Source organism: Streptomyces parvus (assembly GCF_032121415.1).
Taxonomy (GTDB): Bacteria; Actinomycetota; Actinomycetes; order Streptomycetales; family Streptomycetaceae; genus Streptomyces; species Streptomyces globisporus_A.
This window is the reverse complement of record NZ_CP135079.1, coordinates 6,731,362-6,750,906: the sequence shown is the minus strand read 5'-3', so window position 1 is coordinate 6,750,906 and position 19,545 is coordinate 6,731,362. Positions and strand designations below refer to the sequence as shown.

Below are 19,545 nucleotides of genomic sequence, written 5' to 3'. Positions count from 1 at the left end.
TCATGACCGCTGTCCTGACCCCGCCCGTGCCGTCACCGGCGGCCGAACCGCGCGCCGCCGCCCGCTCCTTGTGGTCCGGCCGACGCGGCCGTTGGCCGCTCCTGCCCCTGGTCGCGACCGTCCTGCTGCCCGCCCTCCCCTACGGGACCTCCGGCGGCGGCCCGGCCGACGTGGCCTCGGGGATCGCGGTGCTGGTGTGCGTGGGGCGGCTGCTCCATCTGCGGCAGCGGCCGCTGAGCGCCGGCGCCGCGCTGGTCCTGGGGCTGCCCGCGGTGGGCTTCGCGGTGGCCACGGTCACGGCGGCGGACCCGGCGGCGGCCCTGCCGGGGCTCGTGCGCTACCTCCAGGTCTTCGTCCTGGTGCCGGCGGCGGTGTTCCTGCTGCTCAGGGACGCGTACGGATTCCGGATCGTCGCCGGTTCGCTGGTCCTCCTGGCGGTCGTCCAGGGCGTCACGGGCGTCCATCAGTACGTCACCGGGACCGGTGCCTCGTACATGGGCGAGGACCTCAGGGCGGTCGGCACCTTCGGGCCCAGCGACGTCATGGGGATGGCGACCGTCGTCGCCTACGGGCTGCTCGCCGCGGCGGCCTGCGCGCTGCGCACGCCCCGGAGCGCCCCGGCCTGGCTGCGGCCGTGCGCCGCCGTTCTCGCCATCGTCCTGATCGTGCCTCTGACGCTGTCGTTCAGCCGGGGCGTGTGGATCGCCACGGCCGCCGCGGTGCTCGTCGCCCTGGCACTGAGCGGGCGGCGGCAGGCGCTCACCTCGCTGGCCGTGCTGGGCGCGGCGGGCGTGGTGCTGGTCGGCGGGTTCGGCATCGGCTCGGAGATGATCGCGGACCGGGCCGCCAGCGTGACCCGGGTGACCAGCACCCCGGACCGGTCGGTCAGTGACCGGTACGCGATGTGGAGCGCGGCGGGCGCGATGTGGCGCGAGCAGCCGGCCGCCGGGGTCGGCCTCAAGGGCTTCCCCGGCCACCGCGACGGGCACGCCTCGATCGGGCTCTCCTCGGGCAGCGACACGGCCGGGGCGGGCCAGGAGTTCCGCCGGCAGGCCCTCCTGTCCCCGCACAACATGTATCTCCTCGTCCTCGGCGAGCAGGGCCTCATCGGACTGACCGCGCTCGTCGGGAGCTGGGCGGCGATCCTGGTCGGCGCGATCCGGCGGCTGTGGCTCGCCCGCTCGCGCGGGCACGCGGCCCTGGACTGCGGTCTGGTGGCGGTCGCGCTGATGACCTGGAGTTGCGTCAACTTCCTGTACGCGGACATCGGCGGGCCCACCACGGTGCTCAGCGGTGTCGTGCTGGGGCTGGCCGCCTGGTGGGCGCTGGCCGAGCCGGACCGGGTGAGCGCCGCATGAGCGAGTCCGGTACGGGCACGGAAGCCGAAGCGCGGCCGACGGTCGCGGCAGCGGGCCCTTCGCCGCTCCCGGCTTCCGGCCCGACCCCGCCGCTCCTCCCGGCCCCGGGGGCAGCCCCGGAAGGGACGGGCTCACCGGAGACGGCGAGCGGCGAGGCGCCCCGGCTCGGGGCCTTCCTCGCCCGGGCGGCGGCGGGCACGGCTGCGCTGACCGTGCTGGCGGCCGTCCTCGGGCTGGTGCGGGACCAGGCCATCGCCCGGTACTTCGGGGCGAGCGACGCCAGCGACGCGTTCCTGATCGCCTGGACGGTGCCCGAGATGGCGGCGACGCTGCTGATCGAGGACGGGATGGCGCTCCTCCTCGTCCCGGCGTTCAGCCTCGCCCTCACCCGTCGCGCCTCCGGCGGGACAGAGGGAGGCGCCGACCCCGTGCGGGAACTGGTGGCGGCCACGCTCCCCCGGCTGTTCCTGCTGCTCTCCGGCGGCGCGGCGCTGCTCGTCGCGGGCGCCCCGTGGGTGGTGGGCGTGCTCGCGCCGGGGCTCGCCGATCCCCGTCTGGCGGTGGACTGCACCCGGCTGACCGCGGTCACCGTGCTCACCTTCGGGATCACCGGTTACTTCAGCGCCGCGCTGCGCGCGCACGGCAGCTTCCTCCCGCCCGCCGGGGTCTATGTCGCGTACAACCTCGGCATCATCGGGATGACACTGGCCCTGCACGCTCTCTGGGGGGTGCGGGCGGCCGCGGCGGGGGTCGCGGTGGGCAGCGCGCTGATGATCCTGACCCAACTGCCCGTGTTCCTGCGGCTGGTGCCACCCGCCCGGCCGCGGCTGCCCCGGTTCCGGCGGCCGGGGCGGCGGGCTGTGCGGAGTGCTCCGCTGCTGGGGTTCGCGGTGCTGGCCCCGGTGATCGTCTTCGTGGTGAGCCGTCAGTCCCAGGTGCTGGTGGAGCGGTTCCTGGCCTCCACCCTGCCCGCCGGGGCGATCTCGCATCTGAACTACGCGCAGAAGGTCGCGCAGATGCCGATGGTGCTGTCGCTGATGATCTGCACGGTGACCTTCCCGGTCGTCGCGCAGGCCATGGCCGCCGGGGAGCACGAGAAGGCCCGGCGGCGGGTCGAACGGGACCTGGGTCTTGCCGGGATGGTGGTGCTGCTCGGCACGGCGGTCGTCCTCGGTTACGCGCCCCAGATCGTCGAAGTACTCTTCCAGCGCGGCGCGTTCGACCCGGCCGACACCGCATCGACCGCCCAGGTCATGCGGGTCTACGCGCTGGGCCTGCTGGGGCACTGCCTGGTCGGCGCGCTGAGCCGGCCGTTCTTCTCGTCCGGGCGGCCCACCTGGTTCCCGGCCTTCGCGATGGGGACCGGGCTGCTGGTCACGATGGGGGCCGGGTACGCGCTGACGTACCGCTTCGGTGTGGACGGCATCGCTACCGCCAACGCGATCGGGATCAGCGCCGCCGCCCTGCTGCTCCTGATGGGTCTCGGCACCCGGGTGGTGCCGATCAGGACCCGGGACGTGGCGCTCTCACTGGGCCGGCTCGCCGGGGCGTCGTTGGCGGCGGGCGCGGCGGGCTGGGCGTGCGCCCCGCTCGTCCCCGATCCCGTGCTGAGTCTGGCCGCCGGGTGTCTCCTCGCCCCCGCCGTGTTCTTCCTGACCGGCCTCGCCCTGCGCTCGCCCGAGGTCGTTTCCCTGCTGGCACTCACCCGACGGAGGTTCCTCGATGGCCGCTGAATCCTCGGCACATCGCGCCGACGCTCGCTCGTCCCGGCTCCGCCCGCACACCCGCCGTCAGCCGTGGATCCTCACGTACCACTCGGTGACGGACCCGAGCGACGACCCGTACGGCATCACGGTCTCCCCCGAGCGGCTCGACGAGCAATTGTCCTGGCTGCGCAGCCGGCGGCTGACGGGGGTGGGCGTGTCGGAGCTGCTGCGCGCGGGGGCATCGGGGCGGCGCGGGCTGGTCGGGCTGACCTTCGACGACGGGTACGCGGACTTCCTCGACGAGGCGCTGCCCGTACTGCGCAAGCACGGCTGCCGGGCGACGGTCTTCGTCCTGCCGGGCCGGCCGGGCGGGGTCAACGAGTGGGACCCGCTGGGCCCGCGCAAACCGCTGCTCACGCACGACGACGTCCGGCGGGTCGCCGCCGCGGGCATGGAGGTCGGCTCGCACGGGCTGTACCACCAGGACCTGACGGGGCTCTGTGACGAGGAGCTGCGGCGCGAGACCGCGGAGAGCCGGGAGCTGATCGGCGATCTCACGGGCTCGCTTCCTGAGGGCTTCTGCTATCCGTACGGCTTCCTGGACCTCCGGGTCACGCGAGCCGCGCGCCAGGCGGGCTACGGCTACGCCTGTGCGCTGACCCCCGGTCCGCTGCTCAGCCGGTTCGCCCTGCCCCGTACCCACATCAGCCAGGCGGACCGGGGGGTGCGGCTGTGGGCGAAGGACCTGCGGCACGGGCTGCGGCAGGTGGCGGCGCCCGGTGCGGGTCCGCGGACCGCGGCGCCGGCGCGGGCGGGCGGCCCCCGGTGAGAGCGCTGCACATCATCACCGGGCTCGGGGTCGGCGGAGCCGAGCGGCAGTTGCGGCTGCTGCTGCGCCATCTGCCGGTGGAGTGCGATGTGGTGACGCTCACCAACCCGGGGGCGGTGGCCGAGGAGCTGCGGTCCGACGGGATCCGGGTCACGCACCTGGGGATGCGCGGCAACCGGGACCTGTCGGCCGTCGGGCGCCTCGCCCGGCTGATCCGGGACGGCCGCTACGACCTGGTCCACACGCATCTCTACCGGGCCTGTGTGTACGGCAGGATCGCGGCGCGCCTCGCGGGGACGCGGGCCACCGTGGCGACCGAACACTCCCTGGGACGGGCCGAGATCGAGGGCCGCCCGCTCACCCGGTCCATCCGCGCCCTCTACCTCTCCACCGAACGGCTGGGCGCGGCGACCGTCGCCGTCTCCTCCACCGTGGCCGGGCGGCTGCGGGACTGGGGGGTTCCCGCCGACCGGATCAGACTGGTGCCCAACGGCATCGACGCGGACCGGTTCCGCTTCGACTCACGGCGGCGGGCGGAGGTCCGGGGCGCGCTGGGGATCCCCGAGGACGCGTTCGTGGTCGGCGGGGTCGGCCGGCTGGTGCCGGGCAAGCGGTTCGACGTGCTGATCCGCGCGGTCGCCGCCCTGCCGGACGCCCGGTTGCTGCTGGCCGGGGACGGGCCGGAGGCCGGGGCGCTGCGGACGCTGGCGCTACGCCTCGGGGCGGTGGACCGGATCCGGTTCCTCGGGGAGTGCGACGACGACGGGGAAGGGCCGGTCCCGGGCGTTCCGGCGCTGCTGAGCGCCCTGGACGTCTTCGTCTCCACGTCCCGCGAGGAGTCCTTCGGGCTGGCCGCCGTGGAGGCGCTCGCCGCCGGACTCCCCGTGCTCCACGACGCCTGCCCCGCCATCGACGACCTGCCGGCCGCCCACGCCCCGGGGGCGACCCGGATCGCCGGGAGCCCCGAGGAGCTGACGGCCCGTCTGCGGCAGCGCATACAGGCCCGCCCGGACCGCCGGCCGCCGCCCCGGGCCGTCGGCCACTACGACATCCGGCGCAGCAGCGAGCGCCTGATGGACGTGTACGCGTACGCCCTCGACACCGCCCCACCGAACCGGAGAGCCCTCTCATGACCGACTCACCCGAGCAGCAGCGACCCGTCGTCGTCCGTCGGCTGCGCACCGCCCTCACCCGGCTGCCGCACTGGTGGCCGCTGCCCGTCAGCGTGCTGATCGGCACCGCGTCCGGGCTCTCGTACGGCGCGCTCGCCACCCCGCAGTACGAGGCGACCAGCTATGCCATGGCGGTCGCGGAAGGTGAGACGGACCCCGCGGCGGCGCTGGGGTACGCCCAGTCGTACGGGCGGCTGACGACGAGCGACGCGACCCTCTCGTACGCGCAGGGCGCGGCGGGCGAGCCGGTGCGCGAACTGCGGTCCCACGTGACGTCGGAGACCTCCCCCGACTCGCCGATGATCGCCGTGACGGGCACCTCCTCGGACCGTCACAGGGCGGCCGACATCGCCAACGCGGTCATCGAGGCCGTCATCGTGAGCAGCGGCCACGTCTCCAAGGACACCGGGGTCAAGCTGATCAAGTTCACCCATGCGATGACGCCGGACCAGCCGGTCTCGCCGTCGGTGCCGCTGGGCGCCGCCGTGGGGGCGGCGGCGGGCGGCCTGCTGGGAGGTCTCGTCCTGCTGGTGCGACCGCGCCGGGAGGGCTGGAGCGTCTCGGCCCAGGTGCCCGGACCGGCGGCCGGGGGCGCAGGCGTCGCCCAGGACGAGCGGGAGCTCGTCCGATGACGGCGCACCGGGCGGGCGGCCTGGCCGTGACCTTGTGCCGGGACTTCCGGGAGTTCGGCGCACTCGCCGCCGAGTGGGACGCGCTGCACCGCCGCTGCGCCACCCCCACCCCGTTCCAGAGCCACGCCTGGCTGCACTCGTGGTGGATCTCCTACGGCCAGGAGGGCCGGCTGCGGGTGCTGCTGGTCCGCCGGGCGGGGCGGCTGATCGGGGCGGCGCCGCTGATGCTGGTGCACCGTCCGATGCCGCTGCTCGTCCCGATGGGCGGGGCCGTCTCCGACTTCTTCGACATCCTCCTCGACCAGGAGGAGGCCGGGTACGCGGTGGGGGCGCTGGGGCGCGGTCTGGACCGGGCCGCCCGGCACTCCGTGGTGGACCTGCGGGAGGTCCGGCCGGACGCGTCGGCGCAGTTGCTGTTCGGGCGGTGGCCGGGGGCCCGGAGCCGGCTCACGGACTCGACCTGCATGGAGCTGCCGGCCGAGCCGCTGGACGACCGCGTGGCGCGGCTGACGGGCTCGCGGGGCCAGCGGCTGCGCTCGAAGCTGCGCAAGGTCGACGCCCTGGGCATCGAGGCGCACCGGATTACGCAGGACGGGGTGGCCGCCGCGATCGGCACGCTGCTGCGGCTGCACGAGCGGCAGTGGGAGGGCCGGACGGTCAACCCCGAGCATCTCCGGGCACGGTTCTCGGACCATCTGATCCGCTCGGTGGGTCGGATGGTGGGGGACGGTACGGCGGCCATGACCGAGTTCCGGCTGAACGGTGAGGTGGTCGCGTCCAACCTGTCGTTGCAGTCCGGGCGGTTGACGGGCGGCTACCTGTACGGCGCGGATCCGGCGCTGCGCGAACGGAAGGTCGATGTGTCGACGATGCTGCTGCGCGAGGTCGCCCAGCAGGCCTCCGACGGCGGGCGCTCGGTGCTGAGCCTGCTGCGCGGCGCGGAGAGTTACAAGAACCACTGGGGGCCGGTGCCGGTGGTCAATCAGAGGCTGCTGCTGGCCCGGCCGGGCCTGGAGCCGCTGCTGCGGCTGCGCGAGTCGCAGGTGGCGGTTCGGGAGCGGGCGGTGGAGACCGTGAAGGCCCGGTTCCCGGCGGCGCGGGACTGGCACGAGCGGCTGTCGGGGCTGCCGATGATCGGGCGCTGACACGCGGGACGTACTCCGTACGGGCGGCGTCGGAGATATCACCTATGAGGAGATCCGTTACCGTCCGGCGTCTTTCGCGTTGTCAGGGGGTGCGGTCCTCGTGACCGCAGCACAACCCCCTTCTTTACAAGGAGTTCTCCATGTCTCGTATGACGAAGGTCGCCGCTGTCATGGCCGGTACCGGCGCCCTGATCGCCGGCGGCGCCGGCCTGGCGTCCGCGGACGCCGGTGCGCAGGGTCTCGCCGCCGGCTCCCCCGGAGTCGCTTCGGGCAACGCCGTCCAGGTTCCCGTGCACGTCCCGGTGAACCTCTGCGGCAACACGATCAACGTGGTCGGCCTGCTGAACCCGACCTTCGGGAACACCTGCGCCAACGTCGACGGCCACCACGACAACGGCGGGGACTACGGCTACGGCCGCTGATCTCCCGCAGTTATCGGAACGGCCGGCTCCCTCCGTGCGAGGGGGCCGGCCGTTCCCCCGTCCGGCCTCAGGCGTAGCGGTAGATCTTGCTGTGGTCGAGGAGTTTCCTCGGGGTCACCCTCCAGGGGGGCATCGCCTCGTCGAGGCCGAAGACGAAGTCGCGGTCCGGGCCGGGTGAGGCGGGTTTGCGGCCCGGCCGGTAGGCGGACTTGGGGTGGGCCTTGCGCCAGCGGTCCCAGAGCAGGTCGATGAAGGAGTGGTGGAGCCAGAACACCGGGTCCTCGGGTGAGGCCGCGCCCGCCATGGGCCCGCCGACCCACTGGTGGACCCGGTTGTGCAGGCCCACGCTGCGCACGCCGCGGATGCCCCATCCCTCGACGCGGTTGCGGAAGCCCTCGGTGCTGACGCTGTTCCAGGGCGCGGTGTCGTAGACGGGGTCCTTCAGGGCCCGCGCCAGGTCGTTCTTGGTGGGCAGGGAGACCGGGTCGCTGCCCGGCCTGCCGAAGTTGCGGGTGAGGTAGTGCTCGTCGGTGACGCCCCGGCCGACGCTCCAGTTGCCCGCCGCGTAGGCGAACGGGCCGGTGGTGACCCGGCGGTCGCCGGGCCTGCCGTTGCCGCCGAGGAAGTCCTCCGCCCAGAGCGAGGAGGTCGGCCTGTTGTCCTGGGTCCAGTCCCAGTAGGGGACGCTGACCCCCGCGTCGACGCGCTGGAGAGCCTTCTCGAACTCCAGCAGGTACTGGCGGTGCCAGGGGAAGAACGAGGACGTCATGTGCGCGGGGCGCGGGCGGCGTTCGGTGTCCATGACGTAGTACTCCCGGTGCATGACGACGAAGTCGTCGTAGCGGCCCGAGCGCTTCAGTTTCAGGATCGCGTCGATGAGCCGGCGCTTCTCGGTGCGGGTGAGGTCGCGCTGGTTCTTGCGGGTGTACACCGGTGCTGGTCCTCCTGGTTCACATGTGGTGCGCGGGGGGCGGTGCGAGTCGGGCGGTGCCGAGTTCGTCGACGGCGGCACGGGCCGTCTCCAGCAGCGTCGGATACGACTCGTAGTGCCGGACGTCGCTCAGATAGGTGCCGTCCGCCCGCCTCATGACGTGCAGCGGCCTGCCGTCGATACGGATCTCGGTGACCGGTTCGGCGGCGACCGCGACCCGGTCGTCGGCCGGGGCGCCCGCGGGGACGACGACGGTCGCCGTCCCCCGGATCTCCCGGCCCCGGTACATCTCGGCGAACTCCTCCGTCGTGGCCCGGGAGCCGGATTCGGAGCCGGGCCCGGGCGCCGGTGCGGACCGGGCCGCGACGGCCGGGTCGCGGTCGAGCAGCGGGGACAGGGCGCCGGCGGTGCCCGTGACCACGGCGGCGGTGAAGGCTCCGCGCAGGACGGTCCGGCGGGAGGGAATGCGGGTGCCGCCCGGCTTCGCGGGGGTGGGGCTCATGAGATGACTACCTGCCTCTCGTTAACTCGTCCGAGGTGCTTCTGATGGCGATGTTGACAACGAGGCGGGGGCGAAACAGTTCTCGTGCGTGCGGCGTACGGCCCACACGCGGCGGTCGCGTTCCGGCAAACGCGTGAGGGTGCGGGGCGATCGGCGGCGGCGGGCCGCGTCGCGGGGGCTCCCGGGGCCGGCGGACCGGAACATGGCCTGGCGAACCGTGGAGGTGGTGGGCATGACCGTTCCGTATCAGCCGTCCGGGGACCGTGTGCTGCGCGCGGCGGACGTCGATCTGGCCGACCCGGCGTTCTGGCGGTTGCCGCGCCCCGAACGGCTCAAGGCCTTCGAGCTGCTGCGGGAGCTGGACGCGCCGGTGCTGTTCACGCCCCGGCCCGGTACCGCGCGTACCGCCGGAAAGCCGTTCTACGCCCTGGTGCGCCATGCCGATGTGCGGACCGCGAGCCGTACGCCCGGGGTGTTCGCCAGCGCTCCCGGGGTCACCACTCCGGAGCCGGCGGGCTGGGCGAAGGCGCTGTTCGGGAACTCGATGGTCAACATGGACGGGGCCGAGCACGCGGCGCTGCGCCGGATCATCTCGCGGCGGTTCACCCCGCGGCTGCTGGCGGGCGTCGAGGAGAACGTCGGGCGGCTCGCCGGGCGGCTGGTGGACGAGCTGATCTCCGAGCGGCCCCGGGACTTCGTGCCGTCGGCGGCCTCGCGGCTGCCGCTGGAGGTGATCTGCGACCTGATGGGCATCCCGAAGGCGTACCGGGCGCGGATCGCCGAGCAGATCGACCACGCGTCGGAGCATGTCGGCGTCGAGCGGCGGGGCCGGGCCCGGATCCGGATCCCGGGGCGGGGGCTGGCGTCCCTGGCCCGGATGCAGTGGGTCATGGGGCGGCTCGCCGCGGAGCGCCGCCGTCGTCCCGGGGACGACCTCGTCTCGGCGCTCGTGCGTGCGGACATCGACGGCGAGGCTCTGTCGGGACGGCAGTTGGGGGCCTTCTTCTCGCTGCTGCTGGTGGCCGGGGTGGAGACCACCCGCAACGCCATCGCGCACGGGCTGTTCCTGCTCGACCGGCATCCGGAGCAGCGGGAGCTGCTGCGGTCCGACTTCGACCGGTACATCGGCGGGGCGGTCGACGAGATCGTGCGGCATTCGACTCCGATCATCCAGTTCCGCAGAACCGTCACCGCCGAATTCGCACTGGGCGGTCGCACATTCCTCCCGGGCGAGAAAGTCGCACTCCTTTACGCGTCCGCCAATCGAGACGAGGCGGTTTTCACCCATCCGGACCGCTTCGACATCACCCGCTCGCCCAATCCCCATCTGGGATACGGGGGCGGGGGCCCGCACCACTGCCTGGGCGCGCATCTGGCCCGGCTCGAAATGACGGCCCTGTTCCGCGAACTGGTCGACCGGCGTCCCGTCATGCGGAATCTGGGCGACCCGGGACTGGTCGATTCGAATTTCGACAACCGCGTCGACTCGCTGCCATTCACGTTCGGCCCCACATTCACCTGAACGGCACGCCCGCAACGCCGAATACGATAAATGGACTCCCTCCGCATGCCTCCGGGGCATGATGATGAAACGCTCTCCCCACCGGGCCGAATCGACCGGAATTCATCACAGCCAGGAGGAGCAATGCCGGCAAAGCGCCGACTCTTCGTTTCCTGCATCGCGGCGCTTGCTCTCAGCCTTCTGGCGGGTGGCGGCATCGCGGGCCAGTCGCCTCCGGGCGCCGATTCCGTCGACGGCGCGGCCCCCGGCGGGCCGAGGGCGGGGGGCGGTACGGCGCACGGGGCGTATCTGGACTACGGGCCCGCCGGGGTCACCAGGATGGCCGAGTTCTCGCGCTGGCTGGGCGGGGCCGAGCTGCGGGTGGGGCACACGTATCTGCCGGGCGATCTGTGGGTGAACATCGAAGGGGCCCCCGATTTCCTCGACGCCTGGGCGGACTGGAGGCGGGCGGACCCGGAGCGGATGTTCGTCCTGAACGTACCGATGCTGGAGCGCAACGAGGAGCGGGTCCCGGACCACGAGGTCCGCGCCCAGCTCCGGGCGGGTGCGGCGGGCGACTACGACCAGCACTTCATCCGGCTCGCGGAACGCCTGGTGGAGCTGGGCGTCCCGGACACCGTGATCGTGCTCGGCTGGGAGATGAACGGCACGACGTACACGCACCGGTGCGGTCCCGACCCCGCGTCCTGGAAGGCGTACTGGAAGCGGATCGTCACGGCGATGCGCGCGGTGCCCGGCCAGGAGTTCCGCTTCGACTTCACCCCGAGCCGGGGACGGGACGCGGTGCCGTGGACCGAGTGCTACCCGGGCGACGACGTCGTCGACATCATCGGGATGGACTCCTACGACCAGCCTCCCGGTGAAACCTTCGACGACCAGATCACCGACCCGTACGGGCTCCAGAAGCACGTCGACTTCGCCGCGGAGCGCGGCAAGCCCATCTCGTTCCCGGAGTGGGGCCTCTTCCGCAACGGCGACAACCCCGAGTACATGCGGCGGATGCTGGAGTGGATCGACCGGCACCAGCCGCTCTACCAGACGGTCACGGACTACTGCCCGCACGGCGTCTGGCAGTGCCGGAGCAACCCGCGGTCCTCGGAGGTGTTCCGGACGATGATGACCGAGATGGCCGCGCCCGCCGAGTCCTCCCCGAGCCCGATGCCGACTCCCCCGCCGTCGCCGACGCCGACCCCCACGAATCCGGTCCCGTCCCCCACCGTCACGCTCCCGGCGGAGCCGTCGCCGCCGGTGGGGCCCACGTCCCCGGCACCCGGAGCCGAGGCGGCGCCCGCCCGCCGATGGTGCGTCACCGTGCCGTACGCCGACTGGCTGGGCGAGTGGCTGCGCGAGCGCGAGATCTGCTTCCGCCTCTGACCCCGGGCAGGGAAACGGCTCCGGCCCTCCTGCCGGGGGCCCGGAGCCGTCCACCCGCACGGGTCCAGCGCGGGGGCGGGCGGGGACGAGCAACCGCTTGTCACCCCGCCAACGCGGGCACGTCACGCCGCCGAACGGGGGACACCTCGCGCGCGTACCGCGCACGACGCACCGGGCGCGCTCGGGGGCGACGCGCGACCATGGAAACCTACAGAGGGTGGTGAGGTGCAATGGCATCCGCCGATGAGGGCTTCCCGGCGGAGCCCGGCCCGCTGCCCTCCGGGGACGGGCGGGGACCGGCGCGGATGGCCGACGACGCGGCCGCGGTGATCGCCGGGGACGGCACGGTCATCGGCTGGACCCGCGGGGCCGAGGCCCTGCTCGGGTATCCGGCGGCCGAGGTGGTCGGCCGGCCCGCCGCCCTTCTCCTGACCGGCCCGCCGGACCCCCGCCGGACGGCCGCGGTGGCCGCGCGCTGCCGGACCGGGTCGGCGTGGAGCGGGCTGGTCCCGCTGCGGGGCCGGGACGGCCGGTCCCTGGACATCGACCTGCGGGTCACCGCCGCGTTCCAGATCGCCGGGCAGGAGGTCTTCCTGGTGTCCGGGCGTGAACTCACCCCGCACTGGACGATGAGCGGATCCGTGCTGGACGACTTCATGGCCCGGTCCCCCGTCGGGATGGCCGTGCTCGACCCCGGCCTGCGCTATCTCTGGCTCAACGACACCCTGGAGCGGTTCGGCGGCGTACCCCGGGAGCAGCGTCTGGGGCACCGGCCCGCCGATGTGCTGCCCACGGCACTGGCGGCGCCCATCGAGCGGCTGATGCGGCAGGTCCTGTCGACGGGCGAAGCGGTCACGGACTACGAGTACCTGGGCTGGAGCTGGGCCGATCCGCACCGGCGACGGGCGTACGCGAGCTCGTTCTTCCCGCTGGCCGACGCCCAGGACCGCCCAATCGGCATCGGCTACATGGTCCGCGACGTCACCGACCGGTGGAACGCGCGTCGGCTGCTCGCGCTGGTCAACGAGGCCGGGGCGAGTATCGGCTCCACCCTGGACGTACAGCGTACGGCGCAGGAACTCGCCGACTTCGCGGTGCCCCGGTTCGCGGACTTCGTCCTCGTCGACCTGCTGGAGACCCCGTTCGGCGGGGAGCGGCCCGGGTCGGCCACGCCCGCCGAGGGCGAGCGGCCCGCCATGCGCCGGGCAGGCATGAGCTCGGTGCGCGAGGGCTGCCCGGAGGCGGTCGTCCAGGTCGGCGAGGCGGTGGACTTCGTGCCGCCGCCGCACGACGCGCACTTCCTGCTGGCGGGCGCTCCGGTTCTGCTGCCGGTGCTCGACCCGGACAGCCAGGGGTGGATGGTGGAGCACCCGGCGCGGGCCGCCCGGATCCGGGAGTTCGGGCTGCACTCGTTGATCTCCGTACCGATGCGGGCCCGCGACACCGTGCTGGGGCTGACCACCTTCATGCGGTCGCGCAACCCGGTGCCGTTCGACGAGGACGATGTGGCGCCCGCCCGGGAGCTGGTGGCGCGGGCCGCCGTGTGCGTGGACAACGCCCGCCGCTACACCCGGGAGCACACCGCGGCGCTGGTGCTCCAGCGGAGCCTGCTGCCGCAGACGCTGCGGGGCGGGACGGCGCTGGACGTGGCGTGGTCGTACCTCCCGGCGGACGCGAAGGACGGGGTCGGCGGGGACTGGTTCGACGTGATCCCGCTGTCCGGCGCCCGGGTCGGGCTGGTCATCGGCGATGTCGTCGGGCACGGCATCGGAGCCGCCGCGACCATGGGCCGGCTGCGGACCGCCGTACAGACGCTGGCCGACATGGATCTGCCGCCGGACGAGCTGCTGGCCCGCCTGGACGATCTCGTCCTGCGGCTCAGCGAGGAGGAGCGTGCGGGGGGCCCGGCGGAGCGGGGCGGCTCGACGGTGGTGGGGGCGACCTGCCTGTACGCCGTCTACGACCCCACGAGCGGCTGCTGCACGATGGCGCGGGCCGGCCACCCGCCGCCGGTGGTCGTCACCCCGGACGGGGCGGTCACCTTCCCGGACCTTCCCTCCGGACCGCCGCTCGGACTCGGCGGGCTGCCCTTCGAGTCGCTGGAGATGGTCCTGCCCGAAGGGAGCCTCCTCGGTCTCTACACCGACGGGCTCATCGAGGGGACCGACCGGGACGTCGAGAGCGGCATGCACCGGCTGGGCCGGGAGGTGTCCCGGGGCGGACTGCCGCTGGAGGATCTGTGTCCGGCGGTGGTCAAGGAACTGCTGCCGGTGCCGCAGCCGGACGACATCGCGCTGCTCCTCGCCCGGACGCATGTCCTGAGCCCGGAGCACCTGGTCTCGTGGGACGTCCCCGTGGACCCCGCGGCGGTCGGGGAGACCCGGACGAAGGTCTCCCGCCAGTTGGAGGCGTGGGGGCTGGAGGAGCTGTCGATGACGACGGAGCTGATCGTCAGCGAGCTGGTGACGAACGCGATCCGGTACGCCACCGGGCCGGTGCGGCTGCGGCTGCTCTTCCAGTCGGCGCTGACCTGCGAGGTGTCCGACGCCAGCAACACCTCGCCGCGACTGCGGCACGCCAGGACGACGGACGAGGGAGGGCGCGGCCTGTTCCTCGTCGCGCAGCTCGCCCATCGGTGGGGCACGCGCTACACGCCCCAAGGGAAGATCATCTGGGCGGAGCAGCCGATTCCCTGAGCACCGCTTCCGGTGCGGCTCAGGGGGCGGGCTCCGGCTGCTCGCGCGCGAAGAGGCGGGTCAGCGGGCCTCCGGCCCGGATCAGCTCGTCCCAGGTGCCCTCCTCGACGATGCGACCGCCTTCAAGGACCGCGATCCGGTCGGCCCTGCGGACGGTGGCCGGACGGTGGGCGATCAGCAGGGTCGCCCGGGTGGCGGAGTCGGCCGCGAGCGCCCGGGCCAGTTCCGCGTCGCCCCGGTGGTCCAGATGGGCGGTCGTCTCGTCCAGGACGAGGACGCGTGGACCGCTCAGCAGCCCCCGGGCCAGGGCCACCCGGGCGCGCTGGCCGCCGGAGAGGGTCGCGCCGCGCTCGCCGACGGCGGTGTCCAGCCCGTCGGGCAGGGCGTCGGCGACGGTGTCGACGCCGCAGATCCGGGACACCGCGTCCACTTCGTCCGCTGTCGCCTCGGGGGCGCCCAGACGGAGGTTCTCGGCGAGCGTGCCGTGGAAGAGCGGGGCCTCCTGCCCCACCACGGACACGGCGGCACGCAGGTCGTCCTCGGCGAGGTCCCGCAGGTCGACGGGGTGGGCCGGGGCGGGGGGCACGAGTTCCACGGCGCCTTCGGCCGGGTCCCAGTAGCGGGCCAGGAGGTGGGCGCAGGTCGACTTGCCGGCCCCGGACGCTCCGACGAGGGCCACGGTCTCACCCGGCCGGACGGTGAGGTCTACGCCGTCCAGCACGGCCTCTCCCCCGTAGCCGAACCGTACGCCGCGCAGCCGCAGGCCGAGCGGGCCCGGGGGGACGGGGCGGGGGCAGGCGGGGGCGGGAGCCCCTGCGGCGGCGTGCACGGCGGCCCGGACCCGGGACGCGGCGGCGCGCAGACCACCTGCCCGGCCGAGCGCGGCCGCCGATTCCGCGACCGGGGCCAGGGCACCCAGGGCGAGCGCCATCGCGGCCGGGGCCCACGCCCCGTCGAGCCGTCCGGCGGACGCGGCGTGGGCGGCGGCCGACACGACCCCGATGACGGCGGCGACGACCAGCAGGTCGCGGGCCGCACCCGCACCGGTCTCCCATGACTGTTCGGCGCGTTGGGCGCGGGCGAGCCGCCGGCCGGCGGCCCGGAGCCGGGCGCGCCTGCGGTTCAGCGATCCCGTCATCAGCAGCTCGCGCAGTCCGTCGACGCTCTCCACGGTCTCCGAAGACAGCTCGGCGAGCGCGCCCCGGGTGTGGTGCCCGCGTTCGGCCCGCCCGCGCGCTTCGACCAGCGGCGACCAGACCAGCAGCAGCGCGGCCGGTACGACGGCGAGCAGCAGCCAGGGACCGAGAGCGGCCAGCACGGCGGCCGACACCGCGAAGACCACGCCGGAGGCGAGGAGTTGGGCGATGGCGTGGGCGTAGAAGAACTCCAGCGCCTCGACGTCCCCGAGCGCGGTGGCCGCGAGGTCACCGCTGCGCCGGCCCGCGATCCGGGCGGGGGCACTGCGGGCCAGCCCGTCGAAGACCCGGACGCGCAGTTCGGCCAGGACCCGGTAGGCGAGGTCGTGCGAGAGGTCCATCTCGCGCCAGGTGGCCAGCGCCCGCAGCAGCACGAGCCCGATCAGGACGGCGACGGTCCCGGCGGCGGGCGGCCGGTGCTCGGTGACGGCTGTGCCCACCGTGTGGGCGGCGAGGGTGACCAGGGCCACCAGGGCGGCCTGGTCGACGAGGGCGGCCACGCAGGTGCGCGCCACGGTGGCGCGGTGCGCACCGAGGACCGGGAGGAGCGAGCGCAGGGCGCCGGCCGGGGCCGAGTCCGGGGACCGGGTCGTGCACGGGGTCGGGGCCGAGTCCGGGGACCGGGTCGTGCACGGGGTCGGGGCCGAGTCCGGGGACCGGGTCGTGCGCGGGGTCGGGGCCGGGGCGGAGTCCGGGGACCGGGTCATGCGCGGGGTCGGGGCCGGGGCGGAGTCCGGGGACCGGGTCATGCGCGGGGTCGGGGCCGGGGCGGAGTCCGGGGACCGGGTCATGCGCGGGGTCGGGGCCGGGGCGGAGTCCGGGGGCTGGGTCATGCGGCGCGCTCCTCCTGGGTGGTGCGTCCGGCCGCGACCAGCGAGGCGTACACGCCGCCGCCCGCGAGCAGGGTGGTGTGGTCGCCCGCCGCGGCCACACGGCCCGCGTCGAGGACGACGATGTGGTCGGCGTGGCGGACGGCGTCGAGCCGGTGGGCGACGACGATGCAGGTGCGGCCGCGACCGGCCGCCGCCAGTTCCCGGACGATGCGCGCCTGGCCGCGTTCGTCGACCGCGCTGGTGGCCTCGTCCAGGATCAGGACCGGGGCGTCGGCCAGCAACGCCCTTGCCAGGGCGAGCCGTTGGCGCTGTCCGCCGGAGAGCGTGGCGCCGCGTTCGCCGACCAGGGTGGCGTAACCGTCCGGGAGCCGGGCGATCTCCTCGTCGATCCCGGCGGTGCGGGCGGCGCTGCGCAGTTGTCCGTCCGTGGCGGCCGGGCGGGCGATGCGCAGGTTCTCCGCGATCGTGGCGTGGAAGAGGTAGGTCTCCTGCGAGACCACGGCGATGCCCCGGCGCAGCGAGGCGAGGGTGTACGCGGCGGTGTCCGTCCCGGATACGGTGACGCGCCCGGCGTCCGGGTCCCGTTGCCGTAGCAGGAGGCTCAGCACGGTCGACTTCCCCGCGCCGGACGGGCCGACGACGGCGGTGGTACGCCCGGCGGCGGCGGTGAAGGACACGCCGTCGAGGGCGGGCCGGGCGCTCCGCGGGTGGGTGAAGTGCACGTCCTCGAAACGGATCTCGGGCGCGGCCTCCCAGTCGGCGGTCACGGTGCCCCGGTCCTGCACGGCGGCCTCGGCGGTGCGCAGGGCGGCGATTCCGTCGGCCGCCGACACCCCGAGGTAGCCCGCGTGCCACTCGCGGGAGAGGTCGCGGACGGGGCGGAAGCACTCGGAGGCGAGCAGGAGCAGGAGGTAGGTGCCGGTGGCGGCGGTGCGGCCGGTGGCGGCCGAGGAGCACGCCACGAGGACGGCGGCGACCGTGCCGCCCTGGACGGCCAGGTCGGTGAGGCCGGTGTCGACGAGCGAGACCCGCAGTTTGGCGACGGTGCTCCGGTGCAGGGCGGCCGACCGCCGCTCCAGCCGTTCCCGTACGCGGCCCACGGCACCGGCGTTGCGCAGCGTCGGCATCCCCTGGAGGGCCTCCAGGTAGTCGGCGGCCAGGGCTTCGTAGGTGTCCCAGTGCTCCTTGCCGCGCCGCGCCAGCAGCCGGTCCCACCAGCGCGGCCCGAAGAGGGCGAGCAGGAGCGCGGGCCCGAGGGCGAGGGCCGCGTACGGCTGGGCGAGAGCGACGGCGAGGAGCAGCAGCGGCGGTACGGCGGCGGTGATGAGGAGTTGGGGCAGGTAGCGCGAGATGTACGCGTCGACGCCCTCGACCCCGTCCACCAGCGTGGCCCGTACGGCTCCGGCCCGCGCACCGGTGATCGCGGTGGGGCCGAGCGCGCCGAGCCGCTCCAGCAGGGTGTCGCGCAGCCTCACCCGTACGGTGGCACCGGCCGTGACGGCGGTCAGGCGCTGGGCGCGACCGAGGGCGGCGCGGACCAGGACGACGGCGATCACGGCCGTGAGCAGCGGGGCGAGGGCGGCCGTCTCCCCCTGTGCGATCCGGGAGAGCACGAGGGCGAGGAGGACGGCCTGGGCGAGGTGGGTGGCGGTGACCGCCGCGAGCAGCGCGGTGGCGAGGCCGAGCGGGCGCCTGGCGGTGCGCGCTGCGCGCAGGAGTTCGGGGTGGAGCATCATGGGCGTTCTTCCTCGCCGGGCGGGGCCGCCGGGGCGGCGGATGCCGTGGATGGGGTGGCTGGCATGGGGGCTGAGGTGACCGCGGTCGTGGCCGGGGTGGCCGCTGTCGTCGGGCGTGCGCCGAGTGCGAGGCCGTGCACGATCCAGTCGCGTCCGGGGGTGTCGCCGAGGGCCGCACCCAGGTCGGCCCGTTGCCAGGAGCCGATGGGGCGTGAGCGCAGGCCCAGTGCGGTTGCGTGCGCCTGGGCCGTGCCGGCCGCGTATCCCGCGACGATGTGGCTGCTGCGGACGGTGGCCCCCCGGGCGTCCTCGGGGCAGCCGTGGGCGAGGAGCACCGCGCCCGCGGCGGCGATCCACTGCTGGCCCGCGGCCCAGCGGGCGAGCGTGGGACGCGCGTCGCCCACGGCGCGGACGTCGAGTCCCGGCCTGCCGGGAGCCGCCGCGTACAGGGCCGGGGTGGCACCGCCCACGGCCACCGTCCAGGCGGGCCCTTCCGGCAGCACGCGCTCGGCGGTGGCCAGGATCCGGGACAGCGGCTCCTTGCCGGGCGGGCGGTTCAGCTCCTCGGGCGGGGCACTCCGGCGCTGCTCCAGAGTCTCCTCGCTCACCCGTCCGGGGCGCGGGGCCGGGTGCCAGGTGCCGTCGGGCCGCCCGGGTGCTCCGGCGATGTGGTGCAGCAGGTGCCGTGCCGCCGCGAGTTCACGGGGCGGGGCGGTGTCGGCTCCTGGTTGCGGCGTCGGAGCCGAGGCGCGGGGCAGAGCGGCCCAGGGGCCCAGCCGCGGTCCGGCGTCGACGGGGCTGCCCGGGGGCGTCAAGCGTACGGCCGCGAGCGGAAGTTCCGGCTCGGTGCCGGGCCAGGCGTCCGGCCAGTCCGGGGCGTCCGGCAGTCCGGCCGCGCCGGACAGGAAAAGGCCGTCCGCGTCGAGAGAGACCAGCACGTCGGCGGTCGTGGCCCCCGCCAGCGCCAGGGCGGCGGCGGCATGCCCCGCGTCGAGAAGCAGCAGCGGCCAGGCCCGGTGGCCGTAGTGCGCGACGGTGCGGGACGCGGCCACGGTGAGGACGACGAAAGCGCCCGGGGGTACGCCGTCGGGGGCGGGGCCGCGCGAATGGGCGCGGTGGGTGCGCGGGTCGTAGGCGTAACGCCCGGGCGGCAGCGAGCATCCCTGCCCGAGCAGCAGGTGGGCGCGCACCGGGTGCAGAGCACCCGCCGAGGGGGCGGGGCGCAGCCGGCCCGGTGTGCCGTCGGGTGCGGCCAGGGAGAGTCGCAGCACACGGCCCAGGTCGATCGCGGTCCCGGGGTCGCTGACGTACGTGGTCGCGGGGCCGTTCCACGGGAACGGGCGCTCCGGAACGTGCGGGGAGAGCTCCGGAACGCGCGGCGACCTGGCGTCCGCGAGCGCCGCGCGCAGGAGACCCGGTGCGGCGGGCAGGACGGCGCCCACTCCGCGAGCGGGCGCGGCGGCTCGGTGGGGTGTGTCGGGCATGGTGGCG

General features: G+C 74.7%; 15 protein-coding genes. 10 read left to right on the top strand and 5 right to left on the bottom strand.

The window, feature by feature from the left end:
• Positions 1-2 precede the first annotated feature (2 nt).
• The 7 genes from RNL97_RS31275 (at position 3) to RNL97_RS31245 (ending at position 7,264) form a co-directional block, all read left to right on the top strand.
• Entirely contained in the window at positions 3-1,358 is a 1,356-nt protein-coding gene (locus RNL97_RS31275; protein ID WP_030586251.1) for an O-antigen ligase family protein, read from the top strand.
• Positions 1,355-3,091 (top strand): murein biosynthesis integral membrane protein MurJ, encoded by a 1,737-nt coding sequence (murJ, locus tag RNL97_RS31270; RefSeq protein WP_030586252.1) that lies wholly within the window; start codon positions 1,355-1,357, stop codon positions 3,089-3,091. The genes RNL97_RS31275 and murJ overlap by 4 nt, the downstream gene beginning before the upstream one ends.
• Entirely contained in the window at positions 3,081-3,893 is an 813-nt protein-coding gene (locus RNL97_RS31265) for a polysaccharide deacetylase family protein (protein ID WP_030586253.1), read from the top strand. The genes murJ and RNL97_RS31265 overlap by 11 nt, the downstream gene beginning before the upstream one ends.
• Entirely contained in the window at positions 3,890-5,026 is a 1,137-nt protein-coding gene (locus RNL97_RS31260; RefSeq protein WP_243316064.1) for a glycosyltransferase, read from the top strand. Before RNL97_RS31265 ends, RNL97_RS31260 begins: the two co-directional genes overlap by 4 nt.
• Positions 5,023-5,697 carry a YveK family protein gene (locus RNL97_RS31255; RefSeq protein WP_030586255.1) on the top strand — a complete coding sequence of 225 codons (675 nt, stop codon included), beginning with the start codon at positions 5,023-5,025 and terminating at the stop codon, positions 5,695-5,697. The genes RNL97_RS31260 and RNL97_RS31255 overlap by 4 nt, the downstream gene beginning before the upstream one ends.
• Complete coding sequence (locus RNL97_RS31250) at positions 5,694-6,842, top strand: GNAT family N-acetyltransferase (protein ID WP_030586256.1); 1,149 nt, start codon at positions 5,694-5,696, stop codon at positions 6,840-6,842. Before RNL97_RS31255 ends, RNL97_RS31250 begins: the two co-directional genes overlap by 4 nt.
• A gap of 140 nt (positions 6,843-6,982) precedes the next feature.
• Entirely contained in the window at positions 6,983-7,264 is a 282-nt protein-coding gene (locus RNL97_RS31245) for a chaplin (protein WP_030586257.1), read from the top strand.
• Positions 7,265-7,331: 67 nt separating this feature from the next.
• On the opposite strand, the gene RNL97_RS31240 is transcribed toward RNL97_RS31245, so the two are convergent.
• Together RNL97_RS31240 and RNL97_RS31235 are read right to left on the bottom strand one after the other, a co-directional pair.
• Positions 7,332-8,195: a tyrosinase family protein gene (locus tag RNL97_RS31240; RefSeq protein ID WP_243316063.1), complete on the bottom strand. Its 864-nt coding sequence runs from the start codon at positions 8,193-8,195 to the stop codon at positions 7,332-7,334.
• Between the two features lie 19 nt (positions 8,196-8,214).
• On the bottom strand, positions 8,215-8,697 hold the full coding sequence (locus RNL97_RS31235; protein WP_313751486.1) for a tyrosinase family oxidase copper chaperone: 483 nt from the start codon (positions 8,695-8,697) through the stop codon (positions 8,215-8,217).
• 232 nt (positions 8,698-8,929) lie between these two features.
• Between RNL97_RS31235 and RNL97_RS31230 the strand changes: the two genes are divergently transcribed.
• The 3 genes from RNL97_RS31230 (at position 8,930) to RNL97_RS31220 (ending at position 14,289) form a co-directional block, all read left to right on the top strand.
• On the top strand, positions 8,930-10,219 hold the full coding sequence (locus RNL97_RS31230; RefSeq protein ID WP_243316495.1) for a cytochrome P450: 1,290 nt from the start codon (positions 8,930-8,932) through the stop codon (positions 10,217-10,219).
• 123 nt (positions 10,220-10,342) lie between these two features.
• Entirely contained in the window at positions 10,343-11,593 is a 1,251-nt protein-coding gene (locus RNL97_RS31225) for a glycoside hydrolase family 26 protein (RefSeq protein ID WP_313751485.1), read from the top strand.
• 230 nt (positions 11,594-11,823) lie between these two features.
• Entirely contained in the window at positions 11,824-14,289 is a 2,466-nt protein-coding gene (locus tag RNL97_RS31220; RefSeq protein WP_030586268.1) for a SpoIIE family protein phosphatase, read from the top strand.
• Between the two features lie 19 nt (positions 14,290-14,308).
• On the opposite strand, the gene RNL97_RS31215 is transcribed toward RNL97_RS31220, so the two are convergent.
• The 3 genes from RNL97_RS31215 to RNL97_RS31205 all read right to left on the bottom strand — a co-directional run bounded on the left by RNL97_RS31215 (position 14,309) and on the right by RNL97_RS31205 (position 19,538).
• Positions 14,309-16,192: an ABC transporter ATP-binding protein gene (locus RNL97_RS31215; protein WP_313751685.1), complete on the bottom strand. Its 1,884-nt coding sequence runs from the start codon at positions 16,190-16,192 to the stop codon at positions 14,309-14,311.
• 122 nt (positions 16,193-16,314) lie between these two features.
• Complete coding sequence (locus tag RNL97_RS31210) at positions 16,315-18,054, bottom strand: ABC transporter ATP-binding protein/permease (protein WP_243316060.1); 1,740 nt, start codon at positions 18,052-18,054, stop codon at positions 16,315-16,317.
• Positions 18,051-19,538 (bottom strand): nitroreductase family protein, encoded by a 1,488-nt coding sequence (locus RNL97_RS31205; protein ID WP_243316058.1) that lies wholly within the window; start codon positions 19,536-19,538, stop codon positions 18,051-18,053. Before RNL97_RS31205 ends, RNL97_RS31210 begins: the two co-directional genes overlap by 4 nt.
• Positions 19,539-19,545 lie beyond the last annotated feature (7 nt).

What these genes read in the sequence shown, in the direction of transcription:
- RNL97_RS31275 (WP_030586251.1), top strand. Translation starts at nt 3, where the DNA reads ATGACCGCTGTCCTGACCCCGCCCGTGCCGTCACCGGCGGCCGAACCG.
- murJ (WP_030586252.1), top strand. Translation starts at nt 1,355, where the DNA reads ATGAGCGAGTCCGGTACGGGCACGGAAGCCGAAGCGCGGCCGACGGTC.
- RNL97_RS31265 (WP_030586253.1), top strand. Translation starts at nt 3,081, where the DNA reads ATGGCCGCTGAATCCTCGGCACATCGCGCCGACGCTCGCTCGTCCCGG.
- RNL97_RS31255 (WP_030586255.1), top strand. Translation starts at nt 5,023, where the DNA reads ATGACCGACTCACCCGAGCAGCAGCGACCCGTCGTCGTCCGTCGGCTG.
- RNL97_RS31250 (WP_030586256.1), top strand. Translation starts at nt 5,694, where the DNA reads ATGACGGCGCACCGGGCGGGCGGCCTGGCCGTGACCTTGTGCCGGGAC.
- RNL97_RS31245 (WP_030586257.1), top strand. Translation starts at nt 6,983, where the DNA reads ATGTCTCGTATGACGAAGGTCGCCGCTGTCATGGCCGGTACCGGCGCC.
- RNL97_RS31235 (WP_313751486.1), bottom strand. Translation starts at nt 8,697, where the DNA reads ATGAGCCCCACCCCCGCGAAGCCGGGCGGCACCCGCATTCCCTCCCGC.
- RNL97_RS31230 (WP_243316495.1), top strand. Translation starts at nt 8,930, where the DNA reads ATGACCGTTCCGTATCAGCCGTCCGGGGACCGTGTGCTGCGCGCGGCG.
- RNL97_RS31225 (WP_313751485.1), top strand. Translation starts at nt 10,343, where the DNA reads ATGCCGGCAAAGCGCCGACTCTTCGTTTCCTGCATCGCGGCGCTTGCT.
- RNL97_RS31220 (WP_030586268.1), top strand. Translation starts at nt 11,824, where the DNA reads ATGGCATCCGCCGATGAGGGCTTCCCGGCGGAGCCCGGCCCGCTGCCC.
- RNL97_RS31215 (WP_313751685.1), bottom strand. Translation starts at nt 16,192, where the DNA reads ATGACCCGGTCCCCGGACTCCGCCCCGGCCCCGACCCCGCGCACGACC.
- RNL97_RS31210 (WP_243316060.1), bottom strand. Translation starts at nt 18,054, where the DNA reads ATGATGCTCCACCCCGAACTCCTGCGCGCAGCGCGCACCGCCAGGCGC.
- RNL97_RS31205 (WP_243316058.1), bottom strand. Translation starts at nt 19,538, where the DNA reads ATGCCCGACACACCCCACCGAGCCGCCGCGCCCGCTCGCGGAGTGGGC.